Origin of the sequence: Mesorhizobium temperatum (assembly GCF_002284575.1) — a bacterium.
Taxonomy (GTDB): Bacteria; Pseudomonadota; Alphaproteobacteria; order Rhizobiales; family Rhizobiaceae; genus Mesorhizobium; species Mesorhizobium temperatum.
In genome coordinates this window covers 263,078-281,864 of the sequence record NZ_NPKJ01000075.1, presented here as the reverse complement: position 1 = coordinate 281,864, position 18,787 = coordinate 263,078, and the positions used below count along the sequence as shown (strand labels likewise).

General features: G+C 62.4%; 20 protein-coding genes. 13 read left to right on the top strand and 7 right to left on the bottom strand.

Annotated elements, in window-relative coordinates; genetic code table 11:
• Nucleotides 1–240: 240 nt before the first annotated feature.
• The 3 genes from CIT26_RS33150 to CIT26_RS33140 all read right to left on the bottom strand — a co-directional run bounded on the left by CIT26_RS33150 (nucleotide 241) and on the right by CIT26_RS33140 (nucleotide 3,868).
• Nucleotides 241–1,299 (bottom strand): Gfo/Idh/MocA family protein, encoded by a 1,059-nt coding sequence (locus tag CIT26_RS33150; RefSeq protein WP_095496477.1) that lies wholly within the window; start codon nucleotides 1,297–1,299, stop codon nucleotides 241–243.
• Between the two features lie 77 nt (nucleotides 1,300–1,376).
• Nucleotides 1,377–2,162 carry a ThuA domain-containing protein gene (locus CIT26_RS33145; RefSeq protein ID WP_095496476.1) on the bottom strand — a complete coding sequence of 262 codons (786 nt, stop codon included), beginning with the start codon at nucleotides 2,160–2,162 and terminating at the stop codon, nucleotides 1,377–1,379.
• A gap of 230 nt (nucleotides 2,163–2,392) precedes the next feature.
• Nucleotides 2,393–3,868, bottom strand: coding sequence for a tlde1 domain-containing protein (locus CIT26_RS33140; RefSeq protein WP_095496475.1), 1,476 nt, complete (start codon nucleotides 3,866–3,868; stop codon nucleotides 2,393–2,395).
• A 684-nt stretch (nucleotides 3,869–4,552) separates the two neighbouring features.
• Here CIT26_RS33140 and CIT26_RS33135 point away from each other — a divergent pair.
• The 10 genes from CIT26_RS33135 to CIT26_RS33090 all read left to right on the top strand — a co-directional run bounded on the left by CIT26_RS33135 (nucleotide 4,553) and on the right by CIT26_RS33090 (nucleotide 11,584).
• Nucleotides 4,553–5,200: a cation efflux transmembrane domain-containing protein gene (locus CIT26_RS33135; protein WP_095496474.1), complete on the top strand. Its 648-nt coding sequence runs from the start codon at nucleotides 4,553–4,555 to the stop codon at nucleotides 5,198–5,200.
• A gap of 26 nt (nucleotides 5,201–5,226) precedes the next feature.
• Entirely contained in the window at nucleotides 5,227–5,439 is a 213-nt protein-coding gene (locus CIT26_RS38095) for a GDCCVxC domain-containing (seleno)protein (RefSeq protein WP_236377261.1), read from the top strand.
• Between the two features lie 171 nt (nucleotides 5,440–5,610).
• A complete protein-coding gene (locus CIT26_RS33125; RefSeq protein WP_245319649.1) occupies nucleotides 5,611–5,973 on the top strand; it encodes a hypothetical protein in 363 nt (120 codons plus the stop codon).
• A gap of 136 nt (nucleotides 5,974–6,109) precedes the next feature.
• Entirely contained in the window at nucleotides 6,110–7,546 is a 1,437-nt protein-coding gene (locus tag CIT26_RS33120) for a multicopper oxidase family protein (RefSeq protein ID WP_245319648.1), read from the top strand.
• Nucleotides 7,547–7,577: 31 nt separating this feature from the next.
• Complete coding sequence (locus CIT26_RS33115; RefSeq protein ID WP_095496473.1) at nucleotides 7,578–8,018, top strand: DUF411 domain-containing protein; 441 nt, start codon at nucleotides 7,578–7,580, stop codon at nucleotides 8,016–8,018.
• A 7-nt stretch (nucleotides 8,019–8,025) separates the two neighbouring features.
• Nucleotides 8,026–8,553 (top strand): TlpA family protein disulfide reductase, encoded by a 528-nt coding sequence (locus tag CIT26_RS33110; protein ID WP_095496472.1) that lies wholly within the window; start codon nucleotides 8,026–8,028, stop codon nucleotides 8,551–8,553.
• Nucleotides 8,554–8,566: 13 nt separating this feature from the next.
• The gene (locus CIT26_RS33105; protein WP_342587046.1) at nucleotides 8,567–9,385 is read left to right on the top strand and encodes an SCO family protein; all 819 of its coding nucleotides are present in this window, start codon (nucleotides 8,567–8,569) and stop codon (nucleotides 9,383–9,385) included.
• 59 nt (nucleotides 9,386–9,444) lie between these two features.
• Nucleotides 9,445–10,230: a DsbA family protein gene (locus CIT26_RS33100; RefSeq protein WP_245319647.1), complete on the top strand. Its 786-nt coding sequence runs from the start codon at nucleotides 9,445–9,447 to the stop codon at nucleotides 10,228–10,230.
• On the top strand, nucleotides 10,227–10,793 hold the full coding sequence (locus tag CIT26_RS33095; protein ID WP_095496471.1) for a hypothetical protein: 567 nt from the start codon (nucleotides 10,227–10,229) through the stop codon (nucleotides 10,791–10,793). Before CIT26_RS33100 ends, CIT26_RS33095 begins: the two co-directional genes overlap by 4 nt.
• Before the next feature lie 344 nt (nucleotides 10,794–11,137).
• Complete coding sequence (locus CIT26_RS33090) at nucleotides 11,138–11,584, top strand: hypothetical protein (protein ID WP_342587045.1); 447 nt, start codon at nucleotides 11,138–11,140, stop codon at nucleotides 11,582–11,584.
• 152 nt (nucleotides 11,585–11,736) lie between these two features.
• Here CIT26_RS33090 and CIT26_RS33085 read toward each other — a convergent pair whose 3' ends face one another.
• Complete coding sequence (locus CIT26_RS33085; protein WP_095496469.1) at nucleotides 11,737–13,176, bottom strand: FAD-binding oxidoreductase; 1,440 nt, start codon at nucleotides 13,174–13,176, stop codon at nucleotides 11,737–11,739.
• 286 nt (nucleotides 13,177–13,462) lie between these two features.
• On the opposite strand from CIT26_RS33085, the gene CIT26_RS33080 reads away from it, so the two are divergent.
• Nucleotides 13,463–13,726, top strand: a complete 264-nt coding sequence (locus CIT26_RS33080) for a hypothetical protein (RefSeq protein WP_095496468.1) — start codon at nucleotides 13,463–13,465, stop codon at nucleotides 13,724–13,726.
• 306 nt (nucleotides 13,727–14,032) lie between these two features.
• Here the strand turns inward: CIT26_RS33080 and CIT26_RS33075 are convergent, their stop codons facing one another.
• Genes CIT26_RS33075 through CIT26_RS33065 form a run of 3 tightly spaced genes read right to left on the bottom strand, consistent with a single transcriptional unit; the run spans nucleotide 14,033 to nucleotide 17,042 of the window.
• Complete coding sequence (locus CIT26_RS33075; RefSeq protein ID WP_095496467.1) at nucleotides 14,033–15,268, bottom strand: NAD(P)/FAD-dependent oxidoreductase; 1,236 nt, start codon at nucleotides 15,266–15,268, stop codon at nucleotides 14,033–14,035.
• Entirely contained in the window at nucleotides 15,265–15,978 is a 714-nt protein-coding gene (locus tag CIT26_RS33070) for a methyltransferase domain-containing protein (protein ID WP_095496466.1), read from the bottom strand. The genes CIT26_RS33075 and CIT26_RS33070 overlap by 4 nt, the downstream gene beginning before the upstream one ends.
• Entirely contained in the window at nucleotides 15,975–17,042 is a 1,068-nt protein-coding gene (locus CIT26_RS33065; protein ID WP_095496465.1) for a type III polyketide synthase, read from the bottom strand. The genes CIT26_RS33070 and CIT26_RS33065 overlap by 4 nt, the downstream gene beginning before the upstream one ends.
• A 684-nt stretch (nucleotides 17,043–17,726) precedes the next feature.
• Between CIT26_RS33065 and cueR the strand changes: the two genes are divergently transcribed.
• On the top strand, nucleotides 17,727–18,125 hold the full coding sequence (cueR, locus tag CIT26_RS33060) for a Cu(I)-responsive transcriptional regulator (protein ID WP_095496554.1): 399 nt from the start codon (nucleotides 17,727–17,729) through the stop codon (nucleotides 18,123–18,125).
• Nucleotides 18,122–18,673 carry a cytochrome c gene (locus CIT26_RS33055; RefSeq protein ID WP_245319646.1) on the top strand — a complete coding sequence of 184 codons (552 nt, stop codon included), beginning with the start codon at nucleotides 18,122–18,124 and terminating at the stop codon, nucleotides 18,671–18,673. The genes cueR and CIT26_RS33055 overlap by 4 nt, the downstream gene beginning before the upstream one ends.
• The last annotated feature ends 114 nt before the right edge of the window (nucleotides 18,674–18,787 follow it).

Sequence of the window (18,787 nt, the reverse complement as noted above, 5' to 3'; positions counted from 1 at the left end):
CTGTCTCGCTCGCGGCTAGCGAGTTTCACAACCCACTCGGGTCGTTGTGCGAGGCGCGTCGCACCAGCCGGGCGCGTCGGCTTCGATCGATGTTCGGGTCGTTCCTGGGTCAGAAGCCGCACGTCCTCTTGCCTCGGGGAAGGTCCGGAAGAGGTCGTACTCGGTCGTTCAGAGTGACTGGATTTTGACCCTAGTCCAAAGTAGGCGGAAGCTTCCGCTCAGCCTGTCAGATGTACCACATCACTGCGTGTCGGCATGGGCTCTCAATTCTGCCCTCTTCTCGTCGGAGACGACGGCGAGGTCGAGCACCTTCTGCAGTTCGGCGGCATGGTGGAATGACGGTTCGGCCTGCACGCCGTTGCGCACCGCATCGACAAAGCGCTGGTAGTTGGTCGGCACCGTTCCGGCGTCGAGAACCTGCCATTTGGCGTTCTCGATATCCTCGCCCATGCACGCTCTCAGCTCCGAGCCGGTCAGATTGTGCACGACTTCGATGCCGCCCTTGTCGCCATAGATGCGCAGCCGCAATTCATTGAGATGGCCGGTTGCCCAGCGGCTGGCATGGACGACGCCGAAGGCGCCGTTGCTGAAATCCAGCGCCATGGTGAAACTGTCGTTGGCGTCGAGCTCGTACTCGCCGATCCGGTTGCCGGGCGCCTTGTCGAATGACCTGAGGCGGCAGAACACATGATCGATGTCGAGCGCGGCGCCATAGCTGGCGAAATCGAGGATGTGGATGCCGACATCGCCCAGCACGCCATTGGAGCCGTGGCCGCGCGACAGCCGCCACAGCCATTTCGGGTCAGTACGCCAGTCGCCCCAGAATTTGGAAACCAGCCAGCTCTGCAGATAGGACGCCTCGACATGCCTGATCTGACCGATCTCGCCGGCAAGCACCATGGCGCGCGCCTTCTGCAACGGCGCGACGTTGCGATAGGTCAGGTTGACCATGTTAATGATGCCGGCTTGCTCGGCGGCATCGGCCATCTCGCTGGCCCTCTGGTAATTTTCGGCCAGCGGTTTTTCGCACAGCACCGGCTTGCCCGCCGCGACCAGCATCATGGTGGTCGGATGGTGGATGCGATCCGGCGTCACGTTCGCCACTGCGTCGAACTTGTCCCATGCGAGCGCGTCTTCCAGCGACGCGAACCGGTTGGGGATACCGTAGCGGCCCGAAAACTTGTCGACACGCGCGCGGTCGAGATCGACGGCGCCGACGAGTTCGACGCCCTCGATCTTGCTGAACTGCCTGGCGTGCTCTTCCGCCATCCAGCCGGTGCCGAGTATCAGGAGACGCATGATTCTTATCCTTAGGATGAGGCTTTATCTTCTTGTTCGACCGTGGATTTTCCGAACCGAAGGTTCGGGATCATGGTCTAGCGATAGCCGGCTTCGCCCTCGGCATGGAGTTTTCCGCCGCGCTCGACGATCGGCTCGAGCGCCTTTTCCACCGGCACGTTCGGCGCATCGAGGATGGCTGGATGCGAGCCCTGCGGATTGTGCGCCCATTTCACCGCATTGCGCAGCACCTTTTGGACATTCGCGTCGTGATACGTCGGATAGGTCTCGTGACCTGGCCTGAAATAGAAGATGTTGCCGGCGCCGCGACGCCAGGTCAGCCCCGACCGGAACACTTCGCCGCCTTGGAACCAGGAGATGAACACCGTTTCCAGCGGCTCCGGCACGGCGAACTGCTCGCCATACATCTCCTCGTTCTCGATCTCGAAATACTCGCCGATCCCGGCAGCGATCGGGTGGTTGGGGCTCGTCACCCAGAGCCGCTCGCGCTCGCCCGCCTCGCGCCATTTCAGCGTGCAGGGCGTGCCCATCAGCGTCTTGAAGATCTTCGAGAAATGGCCGGAATGAAGGACGATCAGGCCCATGCCTTCCCAGACGCGGCGCGCCACGCGCTCGACGACTTCGTCGGCGACGGCGCCATGGTCCTTGTGTCCCCACCACACGAGCACATCGGTTTGCGCCAGACGGTCGGCCGGCAGGCCATGCTCCGGCTGCTCAAGGGTCGCCCACGATACGGAAATTTCGGGGTCGAGCTTCAGGGCGTCGGCGATCGTTCCGTGCATGCCCTCGGGGTAGATCCCCGCCACCACCTCATTGGTCCGCTCGTGGATATTCTCGCCCCAAACGACAGCGCGTAAAGTCATGACATCCTCTCGATTGGTTGAAGCCGCCGCCCGGTACCGGCCAGTCATAGTATCCTCGGCCGCGAATGAAAACGCTTTCGAGGCCAGCTGCTGACAATCTGTTGGAAATCCGGCGATGCCGGCGGGACAGAGGGGGCGCGAAGGATCGCGACAGAACGGCCTTAATTGTGCGCCGCCACAGATGGCTCAGGCTCCGCGCCCTTCCGATGCGACCTGCATCAGCGGCTTGGTCAGCCCCGCACGACGAGGCGTTTGATCTTGCCTTTCTTGAAGGCAGCGAGGAAGCGGGCATAGTCCTTGAAAACGACGCAGCCGCTCGATTCCGCGCGGCCGCCGCGCAGCAGGTAGGTGTGCGCAAGAAAGCCGTCGCGGCCATATTTGTTTTTGCCGTCGATAGGAGTGAGACGCAGCGCCTCGACGCCATGGAAGCGCGATTCGCGCAGCCTCAAATCGTAGGTGTGGGGCGGCGTCGGGCCTGAATTCTTCCGGTTGGCGTAGCGTGGCTGGTCGGCCATCGAGCCCAGTCCCGAATGCGCCTCGAGCCGCGAACCGTCCGGCATATAGACGGTTTTCGCCGAGATGTCGTAGACGGCGACGCCGCTGCCCATGCTGGGTCTGGTGAACAGGTTGCGGAAGACCCCACCGCCGCCGCCCGCCGGGCTGTCGGGTTTGGCATAGGCCAGCATGTCTGCGGCCTTCGACCGCTTGGCCGGCTTGCCCTGGCTGCCCTGCATGCCCTGGCTGCCTTGCATGCTTGGTATCGCCGGTGCCGAACTCCTCGGTGACAAGGCTGGCGCCCGGGGCGTATCGACCTGCGGAGCGTCGGCGGTCTGCACCTTGTTGGCTTTGGATGGCTGAGATTGGGCCTTGGCGGCCTTCGATGCCTGGACCTTGGGCGCTTTGGCCTTGGGTGCCTCGACCTCGGGCGCCTCGGCTGGCTGGTCGATTTCCGCCTGCGGGCGGAAGGTCGGCAAGGGAACGCTATCGGGCATCTCGTCCTGCGGCGGCAGCGAGGCCATCTGCACCTCGCCCTCTTGCGGGGCAGCAGGGTCGGCTGTCGCCACCTCCGGCAGCACATCGATCATCTGTTCCGGCAATGCATTCGCTAGCGCCAGCGCCAGACGCGAGGATCGTTCGATCTCAGCGATCTCCGGCCCGAAGCGCACCGAGGCGGGACCATGCTGATCGGGCAGACGCACCGGCTCGGCCGTTGGCAGACTGGCGACAGCAACAGGGGCTGCCGCGCCGGAGGCTCGGGCAAAGGCTGCAGCAAGCTTTTGCGGCGATAGCGCCGCTTTCGCCACCACGCTGTCGAAGCGCGATTGCGGGGAGATTTCGTCGACAAGCTGCACAGTATCCGGCCGCGCTAACGGCTTGAGACGCGCCACCTTGCCTTCATGCACGAAGCTCGCGGCGGCCTGCGCGCAACCGGCATCACATCGGCTGAGCAGCGACGCCTGACGCTGCCGGCTTGCCAGTGATGGCGCCCACGAATTGGCCCATGAATTGGCCGATGAATTGGCAAGCGTGCGCTGGGGATCGGCGAGCGCGATGGTGCGCGGCGCGAGCAGGCTTGGCGGAAGACTGTTGGAGGCGGCGGTCAGCGAGGTTCCCACCGAATGGAGGCCGGCCACGGTCGCCACCGACCACAGAGCGATCGCCACGCCAACAATGGGAATCGCGGCCCAGCGCAGGCCGGGCCTCATCGAAGTAACTGCAGTATCAGGATTGTCACCCCGGTTTTTCAAACGCACAAACGCCATACAACCAACCTCAATCGGCCACGCGGCATGCGGGGCTCGCAGCCGTCACAATCACAGTCGCCTAGTGCCCCCTGCACGCTTCGCGTCTGTTGCCGATTGATTCAAAAGATGGACAAACTTGGTTAACCAATCCCTCTACCGATCGCCGATTGGGCGAAGGTCGATATCAAAAAAGCTCCCTCCACGAGCATGAAAATGGCGGAAATGCCCGCCGTATCAGGCTTTGCTGCCCGTTTTTGCCGGCCGAGTCAAGAAACCGAAAGGATTAGACCTTGCCTGGGCGGGCGCCAGGTAGAGGTGAATTCAGGTCAAAAATACCGGGTCATCCATGATCGTTTGCGCGCGGCAATGCCGCCTGCAGCCTGGCCGGTATCGGGAAAGGTGATCGCGCTTCCAGCGGCATCCGACCCGTTCAGACCTTGACAAGGACCAGCGCATGACCGGCCTCCCGTCGCGTCCGACCTACAGCGCCGCGTGGCCGTTTGGACGCGCAAAGGACGCTATAGCACTTGGATCTTGCGCATGATCCTTTCCGAATCGAAGGTCAGCGCAGCAAAAATCGATTTCGATTTTCGGGGGTCATGAACTGGAACTACTGTATACTTGGCGGAAGGCACGGAGATCGCAATGGGCGCAGAATGCTGCGGACAGGATCACGAACCGTCGAAGCAGGAGGACGCTTCGTATAGGCGTGTTCTTTGGGCGGTATTGGGTATCAACGTGGCAATGTTTGCGGTCGAAATCGGCGCCGGCGTGGCGGCGGGATCTGCCTCGCTCCAGGCTGACGCTCTCGACTTCCTGGGCGACGCCGGCAACCACGCCATCAGCCTGTTTGTGGTCGGCATGGCTTTGCGGCATCGCGCTATGGCGGCGTTTGCCAAGGGCGCGACCATGGGCGTTTTCGGCCTCTGGGTGATCGGCGTCGCCATCTGGCACGCAATGCACGCAACCCTTCCGGAAGCGTCTACAATGGGTGCGGTCGGGCTTGCCGCGCTGCTGGCCAATGCTGCATCGTTCGGGCTCCTGTGGGCCTACAGGGGCGGTGACGCCAACATGCGCTCGGCATGGATTTGCACCCGCAACGACGTGCTGGGCAATCTGGCGGTGCTGTTGGCCGCACTGGGTGTTTTCGGTACCGGCGCTGGTTGGCCGGACATCATCGTCGCAGCCATCATGGCGGGATTGGCTCTCCAGGGCGCGATTGTCGTCCTGCAGCAGTCGCGCGCCGAACTTGATACGGGCAAGCGTGATCTTTACGAAAAGAGAACCGGTTAGATTTCAAACTGAGACACGACCGCATTATGATCCGCGTGACGCAACTCACATCCATCCTTACCTGTCCCCACTGCGGACATCGGGTTTCCGAAGTGATGCCTACCGATGCCTGCCGGTTCTTCTACGAGTGCAAGGGCTGCGGGACACTGCTTCGGCCGAAGGCAGGGGACTGTTGCGTCTTCTGCTCCTACGGCGATGTGCCATGTCCGCCGGTCCAGGAGGCGTCTGCAGGAGGATAGGGCGTCCTGCTGTGACGGAGTTTGCCATGACTGACGAATGCATCCTGTCCAAATGCCCGTCAAGGGATGGGCCTGAACGTCGCGGCTCAGCGTTTCGGCTTGCAAATGCCGCTTTTTTAAGGCCAGCCTAGGCGGATGATGGCACGCTGGTCGCCAAAGCAATTCCTGGTCATGCTGCTCGCGGTCTTCCTGACCGCCGGGTTCAGCCTGTCCGCCGCCCAAGCCACCATCATGTCGGCGAAGATGGCGACGATGACCGGGATGACCATGGCTGGCGACGCAGGCATGGCGACAGACGCGGCAAGCACCATGGACAGCGATTGCGGCGCGTGCCTCGTGGGCGCTGACGACAATGGCAACCCGATGCAGTGTCCACCGACCTGTATCGCTCCGGTGCTGGCGGTGCTGCCGCAGGGCCTCGCCGCGACGATGATGCTGCGGGCACAGCAACCGGAGCCATCGCCCTACCCACTGCTTTGCGGGCATGCCCCCCTGCCCGACCCATCCCCTCCAAAACCCAGCGATCACGCCTGACGCCACGTCTCCTGCATTGAGCGGGTGATGTCTGCGTCCGGTTGTCTTTGCGCGTTCGGCGCGCCGAGACCAATTCGCACATGGCACCGACGGCGCTCTGCGCCATCGGTTGCGTGGTTTACAAAAGGGTCGAAGAGTGAACAGCGATTTCAGTTTTGTCGTTTCGCGCCGGAGATTTCTCCAGGTGGCGAGCGCCGCTGCGGCTGCCGCAATGCAGCCGTCGTCGTTGCGGGCCGCGCCTGTCGAAGACCGGCGTATTGCGGTCGCGCCAGGCCAGGCCTCGTTGACCGGCGGCGGTGGCCAGACCGCCGTCTGGGCCTATGACGGCACCGTCCCCGGTCCGACGCTGCGCCTGCGGCAGCACGAACCGGTTCGCATCACCGTCGAAAACGGACTGGACGAAGACACCACGGTTCACTGGCATGGCATCCGCCTGCCAAACGCCATGGACGGAGTGCCGGGCCTGACCCAGCCGCCGATCAAGCCGGGGCAAAGTTTCGTCTATGAGTTCACGCCGCCCGATGCCGGCACCTTCTGGTACCATCCGCATGCCGACAGCCTCGTGCAGCTCGGCCGCGGGCTTGCCGGCGCGCTCATCGTCGAGGAGCGTGAGCCGGTCTCCGTCGATCGCGAGCTGTTGTGGCTTCTGCAGGACTGGCGGCTCACCAAGGATGGGCAAATCGCTCCCGGCTTCGGCAACATGATGGATGCGGCGATGTCGGGCCGCGTCGGCAATGTCGTCACCATCAATGGCGGGCCGCCGGCAGACCAGAAGGTGCGGGTCGGCGAGCGCGTCAGGCTGCGGCTGGCCAATGCGTCGCTCGCCCGCATCATAGCCTTGCGCTTCGAAGGTCATCGCCCGATTGTCGTCGCGATCGACGGCCAGCCCTGCGACCCGCACGAACCGGATGGCGGGCGTCTTGTGCTGGCGCCGGCCATGCGCATCGACATCGTGCTCGACATGCAGGGCGATCCGAGCAAGCGCTATGCGGTGACCGACGACTTCTATGACAGCCTCGCCTACTCGCTGGCCAATCTCGTCTATGACACCGGTCCGCCGCTGCGCCCCCATCCTCTCGACGCGCCCCTGCGCTTGCCGGCCAATCCGCTGCCGGCCCCCGATCTCGCCGAGGCGGAGCGCCAGGAGATCGTGCTGCAAGGCGGCATGATGGGTGGCGGCAAGCTCGCCGGCGTTGGTGGCATGATGGGCATGGGGATGCCCGGCATGAATGGCGAGGCCGCCTGGGCGATCAACGGCGTATCGATGACCGGCGACGGCCACGCCGGCATGGCGCCGCAGTTCACGCTGAAACGCGGAACGACCTGTCATCTCACCATGCGCAACCAAACCGCCTGGTGGCACCCCATGCACATCCACGGTTTCAGCATGTTGGTGCTGTCGCGCAACGGTTCGCCGGTGCCGCATCGGCAATGGCAGGACACGGTGCTGCTTGCCCCCAAGGACATGATCGAATGCGCCTTCGTCGCCGACAATCCCGGCGACTGGATGCTGCACTGCCATGTCGCCGACCACCAGATGGCCGGCCTCATGACCGTGTTCCGCGTGACGTAAAGCTTTTTTCATTCAACCAAGGAGAACTGCCATGAAACCGATCTACGCCTTCGCCGCCTTCGCGGTCGCAATCGCAACGCCAATGCCCGCGCTTGCCGCGACGATCGACGCCATCATGTACAAGAACCCGCAATGCAGCTGTTGCGAGGCGTATGCCGCCTATCTCGAACAGAACGGTTTCAAGGTTGGTATCAAGCCGGTCAACAATCTGTCGCAGATCAGTAGCGATGCCGGCGTGCCTGCCGACCTCGAAGGCTGCCACACGCTGATGGTCAACGGCTACGTCGTCGACGGCTTGGTGCCGGTCGATATCGTCAAGCAGCTTTTGACCGAACGGCCTGCCATATCAGGCATCACGCTCGCCGGCATGCCGACGGGCGCACCCGGCATGGGCGGCGAGAAGGCAGGGACCTGGACGATCTACGCCTTCACCAAGGACGGCAAGGCACCCACCGTCTACGCGACGGAGTGAGGGCATCGTGAGCAAACTGGCCATGGCCCTGGTTGGCGTGCTGCTGGCGTTTTCGCGGTCGGCATCGGCTACCGAACCGCCGCAGAATTTTGCCGTTCACGAAACCCCGGTGCCGGTGCCGGAAATCCGGTTTGAGGACGGTAACGGCCAACCGAAAACGCTTGCGGATTTCCGCGGCAAGGTCGTGCTGCTCAACATCTGGGCGACATGGTGCGCGCCCTGCCGGAAGGAGATGCCGACCCTCGACCGGCTGCAAGCAGAACTCGGCGGTCCGGATTTCGAGGTCGTCGCGCTGTCGATGGACCGCGCCGGCCCGGACATCGTGAAGAAGTTCTTCGCCGAGATCGGCATCAAGCATCTCGCCCTCAATATCGATACCTCCGGCAAGGCCATGTTCGCCATCGGCACCGTCGGCCTTCCGGCAACCTTGCTGGTCGATCGCGACGGCAAGGAAATTGGCCGGCTGATCGGGCCGGCCGAATGGGATGCGCCTGAAATGGTCGACTTCATCCGCAGCCGCATCGCCGCCAACTGAGAAAGGAAAGGATATGTCCGCAACAGAACTGACCCGGGCCAGCGAGACCTCGCCGACCAAGTTGAAAGGCAGTGACTTGATGCTTATCCGGGTCCAAGACGAGCCGCAGGCTCGTCGCGTTGCATTGGCATTCGGCGAATGGATGCGTTTGCTGCGAAGCCTGATCGCAATCGCGGCGTTGATCGCGGGCTTTGTGCATCCGGCGCAGGCGCACTCGCTCGACGAAATCGACGCCATGCTTCAGAGCGACGAGAAATATTTCCAGCCGATCGACAAGCCGGCGCCCGATTTCACGCTGCGCACCGCCGATGGGCGCGTCGTGCGAACGGCCGATCTGCGCAGCAAGGTCGTCATCCTCCACTTCATCTACACATCCTGCCCCGATGTGTGCCCCCTGCATACCGAGAAGATCGCCGAGATCCAGACGATGGTGAATGCCACGCCGATGAAGGACCGGGTCACCTTTGTGAGTATCACCACCGACTCGACGAGGGACACGCCGGACGTGCTGCGCAATTACGGGCCGGCGCACGGGCTCGACCCGGTCAATTGGCTGTTCCTGACCACGACCGCGGATCAGCCGGAGGATGCGACCCGAAAGCTCGCGGAAACCTTCGGCCACAAGTTCGCCTTGACCGATGACGGTTACCAGATGCACGGCACCGTCACCCATGTGATCGACAAGGAAGGCCGCTGGCGGGCGAATTTCCACGGCCTGAGTTTCGCGGCGGTCAATCTCGTCACCTTCGTCAATGCGCTCACCAACAATGTCGAGCGTCCCCACCATGAGCAGGAAACGGGGTGGTGGGCGACAATCAAGGGCATGTTCTGAGGCATGACCACTATTCGGCGGTGCCGGCTGTCCGGCGAAACAAAAGGAAGGAGAACCCTGTGATCCACAAGTCCAAGCCATTGGGCAGAGCCATCGGTAAAATGGCCCGTGCCCTCATGCTGGCCTGCGCAACGGCCTGGCTCGCGCTCGGTCCCGGACTGCAGAGTCAGGCCATCGCCGCAGGCGAGACGTCTCAAGACCAGTTCGATCAGCGCATCCACGACTATATCCTCGCCCACCCCGAGGTGATCATGGAGGCCCTGCAGAGCCTGGATGCCCGCCAGCGCGAGGCCGAGGCAAAAGCGGCGAAAGCCGCCTTGGCGGCCAGGGCCGACGAGGCTTTCCGTGACCCGGACAGTCCTGTCGGCGGCAACGCCAGCGGCGATGTCACCATCGTCGAATTCTTCGACTACAATTGCCCCTATTGCCGCCAGGTGGCGCCGATCATGGCGCAGGCGGCCGCCGACGACCCGCAGCTCAGGATCGTTTACAAGGAATTCCCCATCCTCGGCCCCGATTCCGTATTTGCGGCCAAGGCGGCGCTCGCTGCTCAGCGCCAGGGCAAATATGCGGAGTTCCACAAGGCCTTGTATGACGCCAGGACCCGAGTGACCGAGGCGGTCGTGCTCAGGATCGCGGCCGAGTTAGGCCTCGACGTACCCCGCCTGAAGACCGACATGCAGCTTCCGGATATCCAGGCGGCCATAGACAAGAATGCGCAACTGGCTCAGGCGCTGAAAATCAGCGGAACGCCGGGCTTCGTCGTTGGCGACCAGATTTTCCCCGGCGCCACCGACCTTGCGACGATGAAGAAATTGATCGACCATGCAAGGACCAGCAAATGAGCGAGATATCGCCTCCAAATCGACGAACGGTTGTTCTGGGCGGCGTTTTTGGCACCGCTGTCATTGTGAGCTTCCTCAATGGGCCGGATTTGGCAATCGCCGCTGAGGATCCCGAGCTAGTGCGCCGTTTCAAAGATCTCAGCCAGAATGGCAACAGCACCTGCTCGGCCAAGTTCACGGAGTCCATCGCAACCTTGCCGAGCACGGCGCGGATCACGGGCTCCTGCTGCAGCCCGATGGAGATGAAGCGCTATGTCGAGCAGGTGAACGGCCTGACCAAGTACCGCGACATCGCGATGATCCCAAGCGATCCGTACGATATTCCGGCGGGCGTCGCGCAGAAGGTGATGCCTTACTACGATCTGAAACTCACCGCAGCCGAACAGCAGGCCTACGATTATGCGATGGCAAATTCCGACGAGAAGGGACCATGCTGCTGCCAATGCTGGCGATGGGAAGTGTACGGCGGACTGGCGAAGTTCCTGATCCGCGAGCATGGGTTCACCGGCGAGAAGGTCGTCGACGTCTGGGACCTGTCAGACGGCTGCGGCGGGGGTATATAAAAACGACCAAGGCGACAGGCGGCCGATCGGGGTTCCCTACCGTCTTGACCGAAGTGTAGGGCGAACTAATTCACCTCGGAATCGCCGATGCGTACCGGCGCACCGACCTTAGAGATGAAATGATGAATGGTCCAATGGGTATGTGGATGATGGGCGGCATGGCGCTCATCTGGGTCCTAGTGTTTGTCACCCTTGTGCTCGCGATTGCGGCGCTCGTCAAATACCTGCGAAGCTGACGGGGTTGGCGATCGCCGTCTGAAGAGCGGCAAGGACCACTTCCGGAATTCCCATACAGCCAATTACTTGCGCTTGTGCTAATATACTTTGGTCATGCAATTTCGTTCGTGACCAACAAAAGGGAGGATGCGATGGAAACTATGAATCGCAGGTCTGCAATTGCGCTCGGTGTCACGGCCGCCGCGGTAACGCCTTTATTCGCTTTGGCGAGATCCGCAACGGCCAAGGAGTACGGCCCGAATGAAGGCAAGGAGATTGCGCCCGGCGTCAGACTGGTGGAGGTCGGCACCGGGACCTCCGACATTCCCGCTTACAAGAGCATCTCAATTGTCGACATTGTCTTTCAGCCCGGAGCAGTGGCTCCTGAAGCGGTCATGGACAACGACATGGTCTGCACGATCGCTGCCGGCGAATTCACGATCAAAAAAGCGGACAAGGAATTCAAACTCAAAGAAGGCGACATGTACACGTGCGCCAAGGGCAAGACCGACGGTGCCACGAACACAAGTGCTGCGGTCGGCGTGCATCGCATTGCGATCTTGATGGCTGCCTAGAGCAATTCCAGGAAAAGTGTGCAACGGTTTTCCGCCCGGAATTGCGCAAAAACAAATAGCTAGAGCGGTTCAGCGAACCGCTCTAGCGCATGACCCGAAAAGCGGCCCGCATCGTCCTTCGGAGGCGCGGGCCTTGTCATTGCATGCGCAGCCTATGCCGCCCGCTGCGTTTTCACCGGCCGCAAGTTCTGGTTCATGCGGAACAGGTTCAGCGGGTCATAACGCTGCTTGATTTCCAGAAGCCGCCGATAGTTGCCGCCATAGGCTGCCTCGACCCGGTCGACCTCGTCCTCCGGCATGAAGTTCACGTAAGCCGTGCCGGCGGCATAGGGCCTGGTCGCCTCGTAAACACCGCGCGCCCAGTCGATGCAGGCGCGGTCCATTTCCGGTTCGCGCCAGCGGGCGTGAACATTCATGACGAAATGCGCGCTGCGTTGCGGAAACGCCGTTGCATCCGCTGTCACGCGGCCCGCGGCACCGCCGACATGGGCGAAGAATATCTCGCATTCAGGCCCGGGAAGCCCGGGTATCGCGGCCGTGACGACCTTGATCGCACTGTCGGAAAGCTCGGTGAAGTCATGGCTCTTCCAGTAGTTGCGGGCGCCGGGCGTCAGCAACGGATCGAATGCCTGCTCCCAGCCGGTGAACGGGTTGGGGCCGACCACATCGGCAATCGGTGTGCCGATGGCGCGAAGCCTTTGCGTCGCTTTCTCGCCCTCCTGAAGGTTGCCGCAATAGCACATGGCCAGGACCAGAACCTCCTTGCCATGCCATTCGGCCGGCAGGAACGGCAGCGGCGGTGCCTGCCGCATGACCACCCAGCAGGTCAGCTCATTGGGTGCTGCTTCGAGCGCCGCTCGGTATTCCCGCAACACGTTTTCGGCATCGGCGAAGGGATGAACGACAAGCCCCGACAGCACCTGCGGACCGACTTGATGGAGTCTGAACTCGAAAGCCGTGACGACGCCGAAATTGCCGCCGCCACCGCGCAGCGCCCAGAACAGGTCCGGATTTTCGGTCTGGCTGGCGCGCAGCAGCTTGCCGTCGGCGGTAACCACATCTGCGCACAGAAGATTGTCGATGGTCAGGCCGAATTTCCGCGTGATCCAGCCGAAGCCGCCGCCCAGCGTCAGGCCTGAAATGCCGGTGGTTGAGTTGATGCCGGTCGGCACTGCCAGTTCGAAGGCCTGCGTTTCCGCGTCGACATCGGCGAGCGTCGCTCCAGGTTCCACCCATGCCCGCCGCGTCGCCGGATCGACCCGCACCGATCTCATCGGCGACAGATCGATCATCAGGCCGCCATCGCAGACAGCGCTGCCGGCGATGTTGTGGCCACCGCCGCGAACCGCGACGAGTAGCCTGTTTTCCCTGGCAAAATTGACGGCGGCGATAACGTCGGCGGCGCCGGCGCAGCGCACGATCAGCCCGGGCCGCCGGTCGATCATGGCATTCCAGATGCTGCGTGCGACGTCATAAGCGGCGTCGCCCTCCCTCAGCACAGAGCCGCGCAATTGTGCCGAAAGCGCGTCCAGGGCCGCGGCATCGACCGTCGTCTTGCCGCGATCAAGCGTGGTGAGGCTCATGCTATCCATGGCTTTCCTCCCGATTGTTTTTGAGCCGTTTTTCCCTACACCCGTTTCGAAGTGTGCCCTTATATTAGAAGCCGCGCAAGTTCCTAGTCGCTTGCTGAACGGTATCGCGCAACGCGCCTGACGTCAGCTCTCATTGAGACTAGGGCCTGGGTAAAAGCCCCGCCGGTAGGCCAAGCCGAGATGGATGCTGGATCGCCGTAAGGCGGTCTCCGCCGGTTCGATCGAGGAACTACGCAGCGGTCCGCGGAGTTAGGCATATAAGCAACCAATGCATAGGAGAGCTCTGATGGCACCGCGCAGAAAACCCGACGATCCGTCCGAAGGCCCGACCATCGAACAGCAGGATTGGGACGCGATCAAAGGCAGTAAAATTCTACCAGACAGCGTACCCGGAAACGGCGACATCCGTTACGACGTCGAGAAGGAGGCTGAACTGCTCGAGGAAGACGACGACAATCCGTACCAGGAAAGTGACGAGGCGCTGCCGGATGACGAGGAGGAACGCGCCATCTCACGCAACCCCTCGAAGCAAGATATCGACGAGCCTTGAACGGCGGCATTCAACAGCGCGCCTAGCGGGCCCGTTTCGGGTGGGCTCCAAATTCCGTGAAAGTTCCTGCAGCGACAGAAAAGACCCCGCGGGGAGGAAGCGCGGGGCCTTTGTCCGAACGCCGTGCGAACGGCTTTCATAGTCGCTGGAGTAGAACGACTGCGCTTCCAACCATGGCCGGCGGATCTTGTTCCATCGAAACCGAAAAAAGACGGCGCCCGTTTGCCGTTTTCGCCAGCATTGCTGCTTAGGTTATTATCGGCCCCAACCTGTCAATCACTTGGGTTGCGCAATGCGCCGCACTTGTTAGACAAAGCCGGGAACCGGCTTTGTCTTGCCGCTCAATTGCGCGCCCAATGTCAGTGCCTGCGGGAAATTCCGGACAATTGCCGCCATCAAGGTGGCGCTACCGGGGCGAAGGACAATTCCGGCAACGGCTGCAGCGGCATAGACCCGCGTCGAAAACAGTCTTTTCCAGGCCGCCCCGTAGCGTCTGCCGGCAGCCTCGCGCCCTGCACGGCCCTCTGGCGCGCATGCAAGTTCCGAGGCCAGCAGCCAGCCGGACTGAAGCGCCATCGAGATGCCCTCGGCGATAACAGGATGAGACTCTCCGGCTGCATTGCCGACGCGGAAGATGTCCCGTTCGTAGCAGGAGCGAACTCCCGGCCGGATCGGGCCTGCGGCAAGCCACGGACCGTCGGGGTGAGCTGACTCCAGGGCATCCCTGACACCCCGGCACGACTCCATCAGATGGCGGGAGACCGCATCGGCGGCCGACACATGGCTGTGGTTTGCGCCACGGTGTTTACGCAACCGCGCGAGCATATCGCGCCGAATGCAGCACGAGATCGACAGCCGGCCATGATCCGCCGAGACCATGCCGCCATAACCGCCGGGGAATACCAGCAGGGGCATCAAATCAGGCGCCAGGGACGACCCGATGAAATGCGCCTTGAAGCCGAGCAGGTCCGAAGGGCGGTTGGTCTTCCCGAGCTGACTGGGCAGCGGTCCTGGTTCCCAGGAGCCGTGTGCGGCGACAATCACCGGCGCACGCAACATCGTCGTTTCGTCTCCGGCTTGAATTCGCACCATTTGCATCTCGCCATCACGATCGATGGCGACGGCGCGGCAAGGCTGAAAGATTTCGACGCCCGCCGATCGCGCCGCCTGCAAAAGCAGACAGTCGAGAATGTCTCGGCCGAGCGCCCGGCCGAAGCCATCTTTTGCATGGGGCCCATCTTTTGCGCGAGGCCCGTCTTTTGAACGAGGCATTGGCGCCTCGACGCAGGTCTCGCCGGAAAAGAAGCCGACGCGTCGGATTTCGGGGCCGGCATTGGCACGCCATGCATCGCCGATTTCCAGCTGGTCCAGAAGCGCAAGATTGCTTGCCGATATATATTCGCCGCAGACCTTGTGGCGCGGGAACACGCTCTTTTCCACAATAGCCACGGCCCATCCGCGCCGGGCCAGCGTCAGCGCGACGGACGTGCCCGCCGGGCCGGCGCCTATGATGATCGCGTCATGGGTCGACAATCGCGTCATAGGTCATGACCGGCGCTGGCGCCGACGAAAATGTGGGAAAAAAGGCCGGCGCGCCGTTCCTCGACCGGTTTGCCGTTTGCTGCGAGCCAGAGACCGGAAAGCTCGTTGCCGCGAAAGCCGGCGCGCACGCTTAGAGCCGCGTCGTTTCGTGTGACGTCATTGGCGCCGATTGCGGGGAGGAGACGGGTCGCGGCCAGCGCCAGTTTCGCCCGCAACGGCTCTGTCGCCAGGAGCAACGGGGCCTTCGGCTTTATCAGCGAAAAGAGACGCACGAGCTCGGCATCATCGAAATGATGCAGGAACAGATTGACGGTGATCGCGTCGAACCGCGTGCCCTCATTCTTTCTTGCCCAGTCGAAGACATCGGCGGTGACGCCTTCGACCGTCCATCCCAGCACGTCGAAATCACCACGCAATTGCGCGGTGATGAGGTCGACGCGGTCGAGCATTACCAGTTCAACCTCAGGCCAATGCCCGGCCATGCGCCGCGCTACCGCCAGCATGAAGGAGCCATCGCCGGCGCCGATCTCCAGAATGCGGCGTGGCGGCCTTGGCACAAATTCCCTGAGCAGCGACGCCATGATCTTCGCCTGAAACATCAGCGCGTTGATGCGACGGAGGTCGCGGCGCGCGGCAAGCGCTCGCGGATCGTCAGCCGCAAGTCCGTCGAGGATTTCCGGCGCAAGCTGGCGGTGCTCCAGGCCACTCATGACACCGTTCGAAAAAGCATGGTTTCGGCCGTCAGCCCGGGTCCGAACGACATGCCGCAGCCGAGCAGACCTGGTGGCGCCTTCAACATCTCTTTCATCACGAACATGACGGTCGCGGATGACATGTTTCCGTACTGGCGCAACACCTCGCGCGATGGCGCCAGTGCGGTGGGCGCGAGGTTCAGGGCCCTTTCGACGGCGTCGAGAACCGAACGTCCACCCGGGTGCACGGCCCAAAGGTCGATCGCCTCGGTCGTGCGGCCTCCGAGGATGGCGTCCTGGCTGCTCCGCAACGCTTCATGAATCGCTGCCGGGACCTGGCCGGAAAGAACCATCTCGAAGCCGTGGTCGCGAATGCTCCAGCTCATCAGGTCCCGCCGCTCATGCGCCACGATACAATGAAAGCTATCGAGCTCGATGCCGACCGGCTCTGCGGTGACGAGCGCGGCCGCGCAGCCGTCGCCCCAGAGGCAGAACGACAGCAGCTTTTCCAGCTCGGTGGTTTCGCGCAGATGCATCGTGCAAAGTTCGATATTGACCAGCAGGACCCTGGCCTGCGGGTCGGAGCGGACGATGTGTCGGGCAAGCTTGAGGCCGTTGATCGCCGCGTAGCAACCCATGAACCCGATCATCGTGCGCTCGACCCTGTCCGGCAGACCGCATCGCGCAACCAGCTCCAGATCGATACCCGGTGCTGAAAAACCGGTGCAGGTGGTGACGATGAGATGGGTGATGCGGGAAGCGCCGTCACCAAGCTCCAATCCGTCGACGCCTTTTTGCGCCAGAACAGGTGCGGCATCTCCGAACATTGCCATTCTCACGGCCGTTCCGGGAAAGGCGCCCCGGATAAAAGTCCCGGCAAGATCTGCTGATGGTCCTTCGGGGTCGATGGCAGGTGCAAAGCAGGAATAGCGCCGCTCGATCCCGGCAACATCGGCCATGCGTTCGAAAATCCTTCGGCGATCGGCCGCGAGCATGGAGGCTGCGAAACGCAGATAGAATTGATGAACCTCGTGCTCCGGCACCGCTGTCGCGATCCGGTTGATATACGCTTTGGCCGGCATATTCTGTCTCCTCGGCGTTGTGCACGGTATACTTTGGGCCACCGCCGGAGGTTGTTTGGTCATCAGCACCAGATGTGGACATCAGGTTTTGAGTGTTATTCGATGAACGTTTCAGAGAACTGATTTCATCCCAAGGTTCAGCATGTGCTGTTTGCCAGGCGATGCTTCGGTTCGCCGGCAGTAGGAACATAGGATCCATCACCGAGGCGTCCACCGAAGAGCCCGCGCTTCGGGCCGAGACGCCATTGCGTCCAGCCCCCACTGGGCGCGGTCTTTTTGCTGATCGATGGAACATTTAGCGAATACTAACAGTCGTAAGATGACAGCGAATATCTCCCGGATATTGGCTGCTGGATCGGGGCCTGTACCCCCGGTCGGCCCGCGCTCCTCCAGAGGCGCGGGCTTCCCCGATCCTAAGAACAATTGCCGGCCGGCGCGCCAGGCGTGTGTGGCGAGAAGACAGAGACCTGACTACGCTTTCACCAAGGACGGCAAGGTGCCGACCGTCTACGCTCCGTCTACTGGGCGCAGTAAAAGCAGTCGCGGGGAGCGCCCGACATGGCCGCGTTCATCCGCAGCCGTTTTGCCGCCCATTGAGAAAGGGCTGTGGCGTGAAAATCACCACGGCGGTTGACCTTCCAGCAGCTGGAAGGTCTATTTTCCATGCAAACGGAGATTTTCATCATGAACATTGGCATCGCATCCGAGAAATCCGGCCTGCCGTCCAAGACGATACGCTACTACGAGGACATCGGGCTTTTGCGCCCGGCCCGGACAGATAATGGCTATCGTGACTATTCGGTAGCCGACATCCACCGCCTCCGGTTTCTGCAGCGCTCGCGCAGCCTTGGTTTTTCGGTCGACGAATGCCGCCAGTTGCTGTCCCTCTATCAAGACAAAGACCGCGAGAGCGCCGACGTCAAATCTATCGCCGAAGCCAAGCTGGTGGAGATCGACAGGAAGATCGCCGAACTCGTGGGATTGCGCGGCCTGCTTCATCATTTGGTCGAGCACTGCCAGGGCGATGAGAGGCCGGACTGCCCGATCATCGACGAACTGGCGGGAGAGGGCATGGTTCAGTGAAATGGACCGCCGCAGCGGTGATGCTGTCGCTTGCCTGCGCCTCCGCTGTGCTGGCCGCGGCCGGACCTGACCCAATCGTCGCGACGCGCCAGGCCTCGATGAAGGAGATGGCCGCCGCCGCGAAGACGATCGCGGGAATGTTCGAGGGCAAGCTGGCCTATGACGCCGCGGCCTTCAAGGCGGCGGCCGGAACCATTCGCGCCCGCACCGGCCCTGCCCTCATTGCGGAATTTCCCAGCGCGACTTTGGGCGCGCCTTCGAGCGCCAAGTTGGAGATTGATCAAGCCCGTTCGGAATTCGAGGCGCTGGCCCGTCACATCGGGACGCTGGCCAGCACGCTGGCCGCCAAGGCCGAGCGGGCGCCCGCCAGCATTACCGACGATATGAGGATGGGTTCCGGCCCGGCGATGGGCGGCGGCAGCCTGCTTGGCAAGCGGCCGGCAGCGGCGGAAGCCGATCCTGCCAAGGCTCCCGCCGAGCACCTCCTGCATCTTATCCTGCAGGATTGCTCAAGCTGTCATTCGAAGTTCCGGCAGAAGGTCCTGTGAAGGCCGACCGATCCGCGAGATCTGTTGCAGGACCGGATGGCTGATTGGCCGGGTGCGGCGCTGATTGACGCTGCGGTGCCTTTTCTTCATTGTCCTGTTGCTGCCTCCGAGGTT

Coding starts and splice junctions, on each gene's coding strand:
- CIT26_RS33150 (WP_095496477.1), bottom strand. CDS start 1,299: ATGCGTCTCCTGATACTCGGCACCGGCTGGATGGCGGAAGAGCACGCC.
- CIT26_RS33145 (WP_095496476.1), bottom strand. CDS start 2,162: ATGACTTTACGCGCTGTCGTTTGGGGCGAGAATATCCACGAGCGGACC.
- CIT26_RS33140 (WP_095496475.1), bottom strand. CDS start 3,868: ATGAGGCCCGGCCTGCGCTGGGCCGCGATTCCCATTGTTGGCGTGGCG.
- CIT26_RS33135 (WP_095496474.1), top strand. CDS start 4,553: ATGGGCGCAGAATGCTGCGGACAGGATCACGAACCGTCGAAGCAGGAG.
- CIT26_RS38095 (WP_236377261.1), top strand. CDS start 5,227: ATGATCCGCGTGACGCAACTCACATCCATCCTTACCTGTCCCCACTGC.
- CIT26_RS33125 (WP_245319649.1), top strand. CDS start 5,611: ATGCTGCTCGCGGTCTTCCTGACCGCCGGGTTCAGCCTGTCCGCCGCC.
- CIT26_RS33115 (WP_095496473.1), top strand. CDS start 7,578: ATGAAACCGATCTACGCCTTCGCCGCCTTCGCGGTCGCAATCGCAACG.
- CIT26_RS33105 (WP_342587046.1), top strand. CDS start 8,567: ATGTCCGCAACAGAACTGACCCGGGCCAGCGAGACCTCGCCGACCAAG.
- CIT26_RS33095 (WP_095496471.1), top strand. CDS start 10,227: ATGAGCGAGATATCGCCTCCAAATCGACGAACGGTTGTTCTGGGCGGC.
- CIT26_RS33085 (WP_095496469.1), bottom strand. CDS start 13,176: ATGGATAGCATGAGCCTCACCACGCTTGATCGCGGCAAGACGACGGTC.
- CIT26_RS33080 (WP_095496468.1), top strand. CDS start 13,463: ATGGCACCGCGCAGAAAACCCGACGATCCGTCCGAAGGCCCGACCATC.
- CIT26_RS33075 (WP_095496467.1), bottom strand. CDS start 15,268: ATGACGCGATTGTCGACCCATGACGCGATCATCATAGGCGCCGGCCCG.
- CIT26_RS33070 (WP_095496466.1), bottom strand. CDS start 15,978: ATGAGTGGCCTGGAGCACCGCCAGCTTGCGCCGGAAATCCTCGACGGA.
- CIT26_RS33065 (WP_095496465.1), bottom strand. CDS start 17,042: ATGCCGGCCAAAGCGTATATCAACCGGATCGCGACAGCGGTGCCGGAG.
- cueR (WP_095496554.1), top strand. CDS start 17,727: ATGAACATTGGCATCGCATCCGAGAAATCCGGCCTGCCGTCCAAGACG.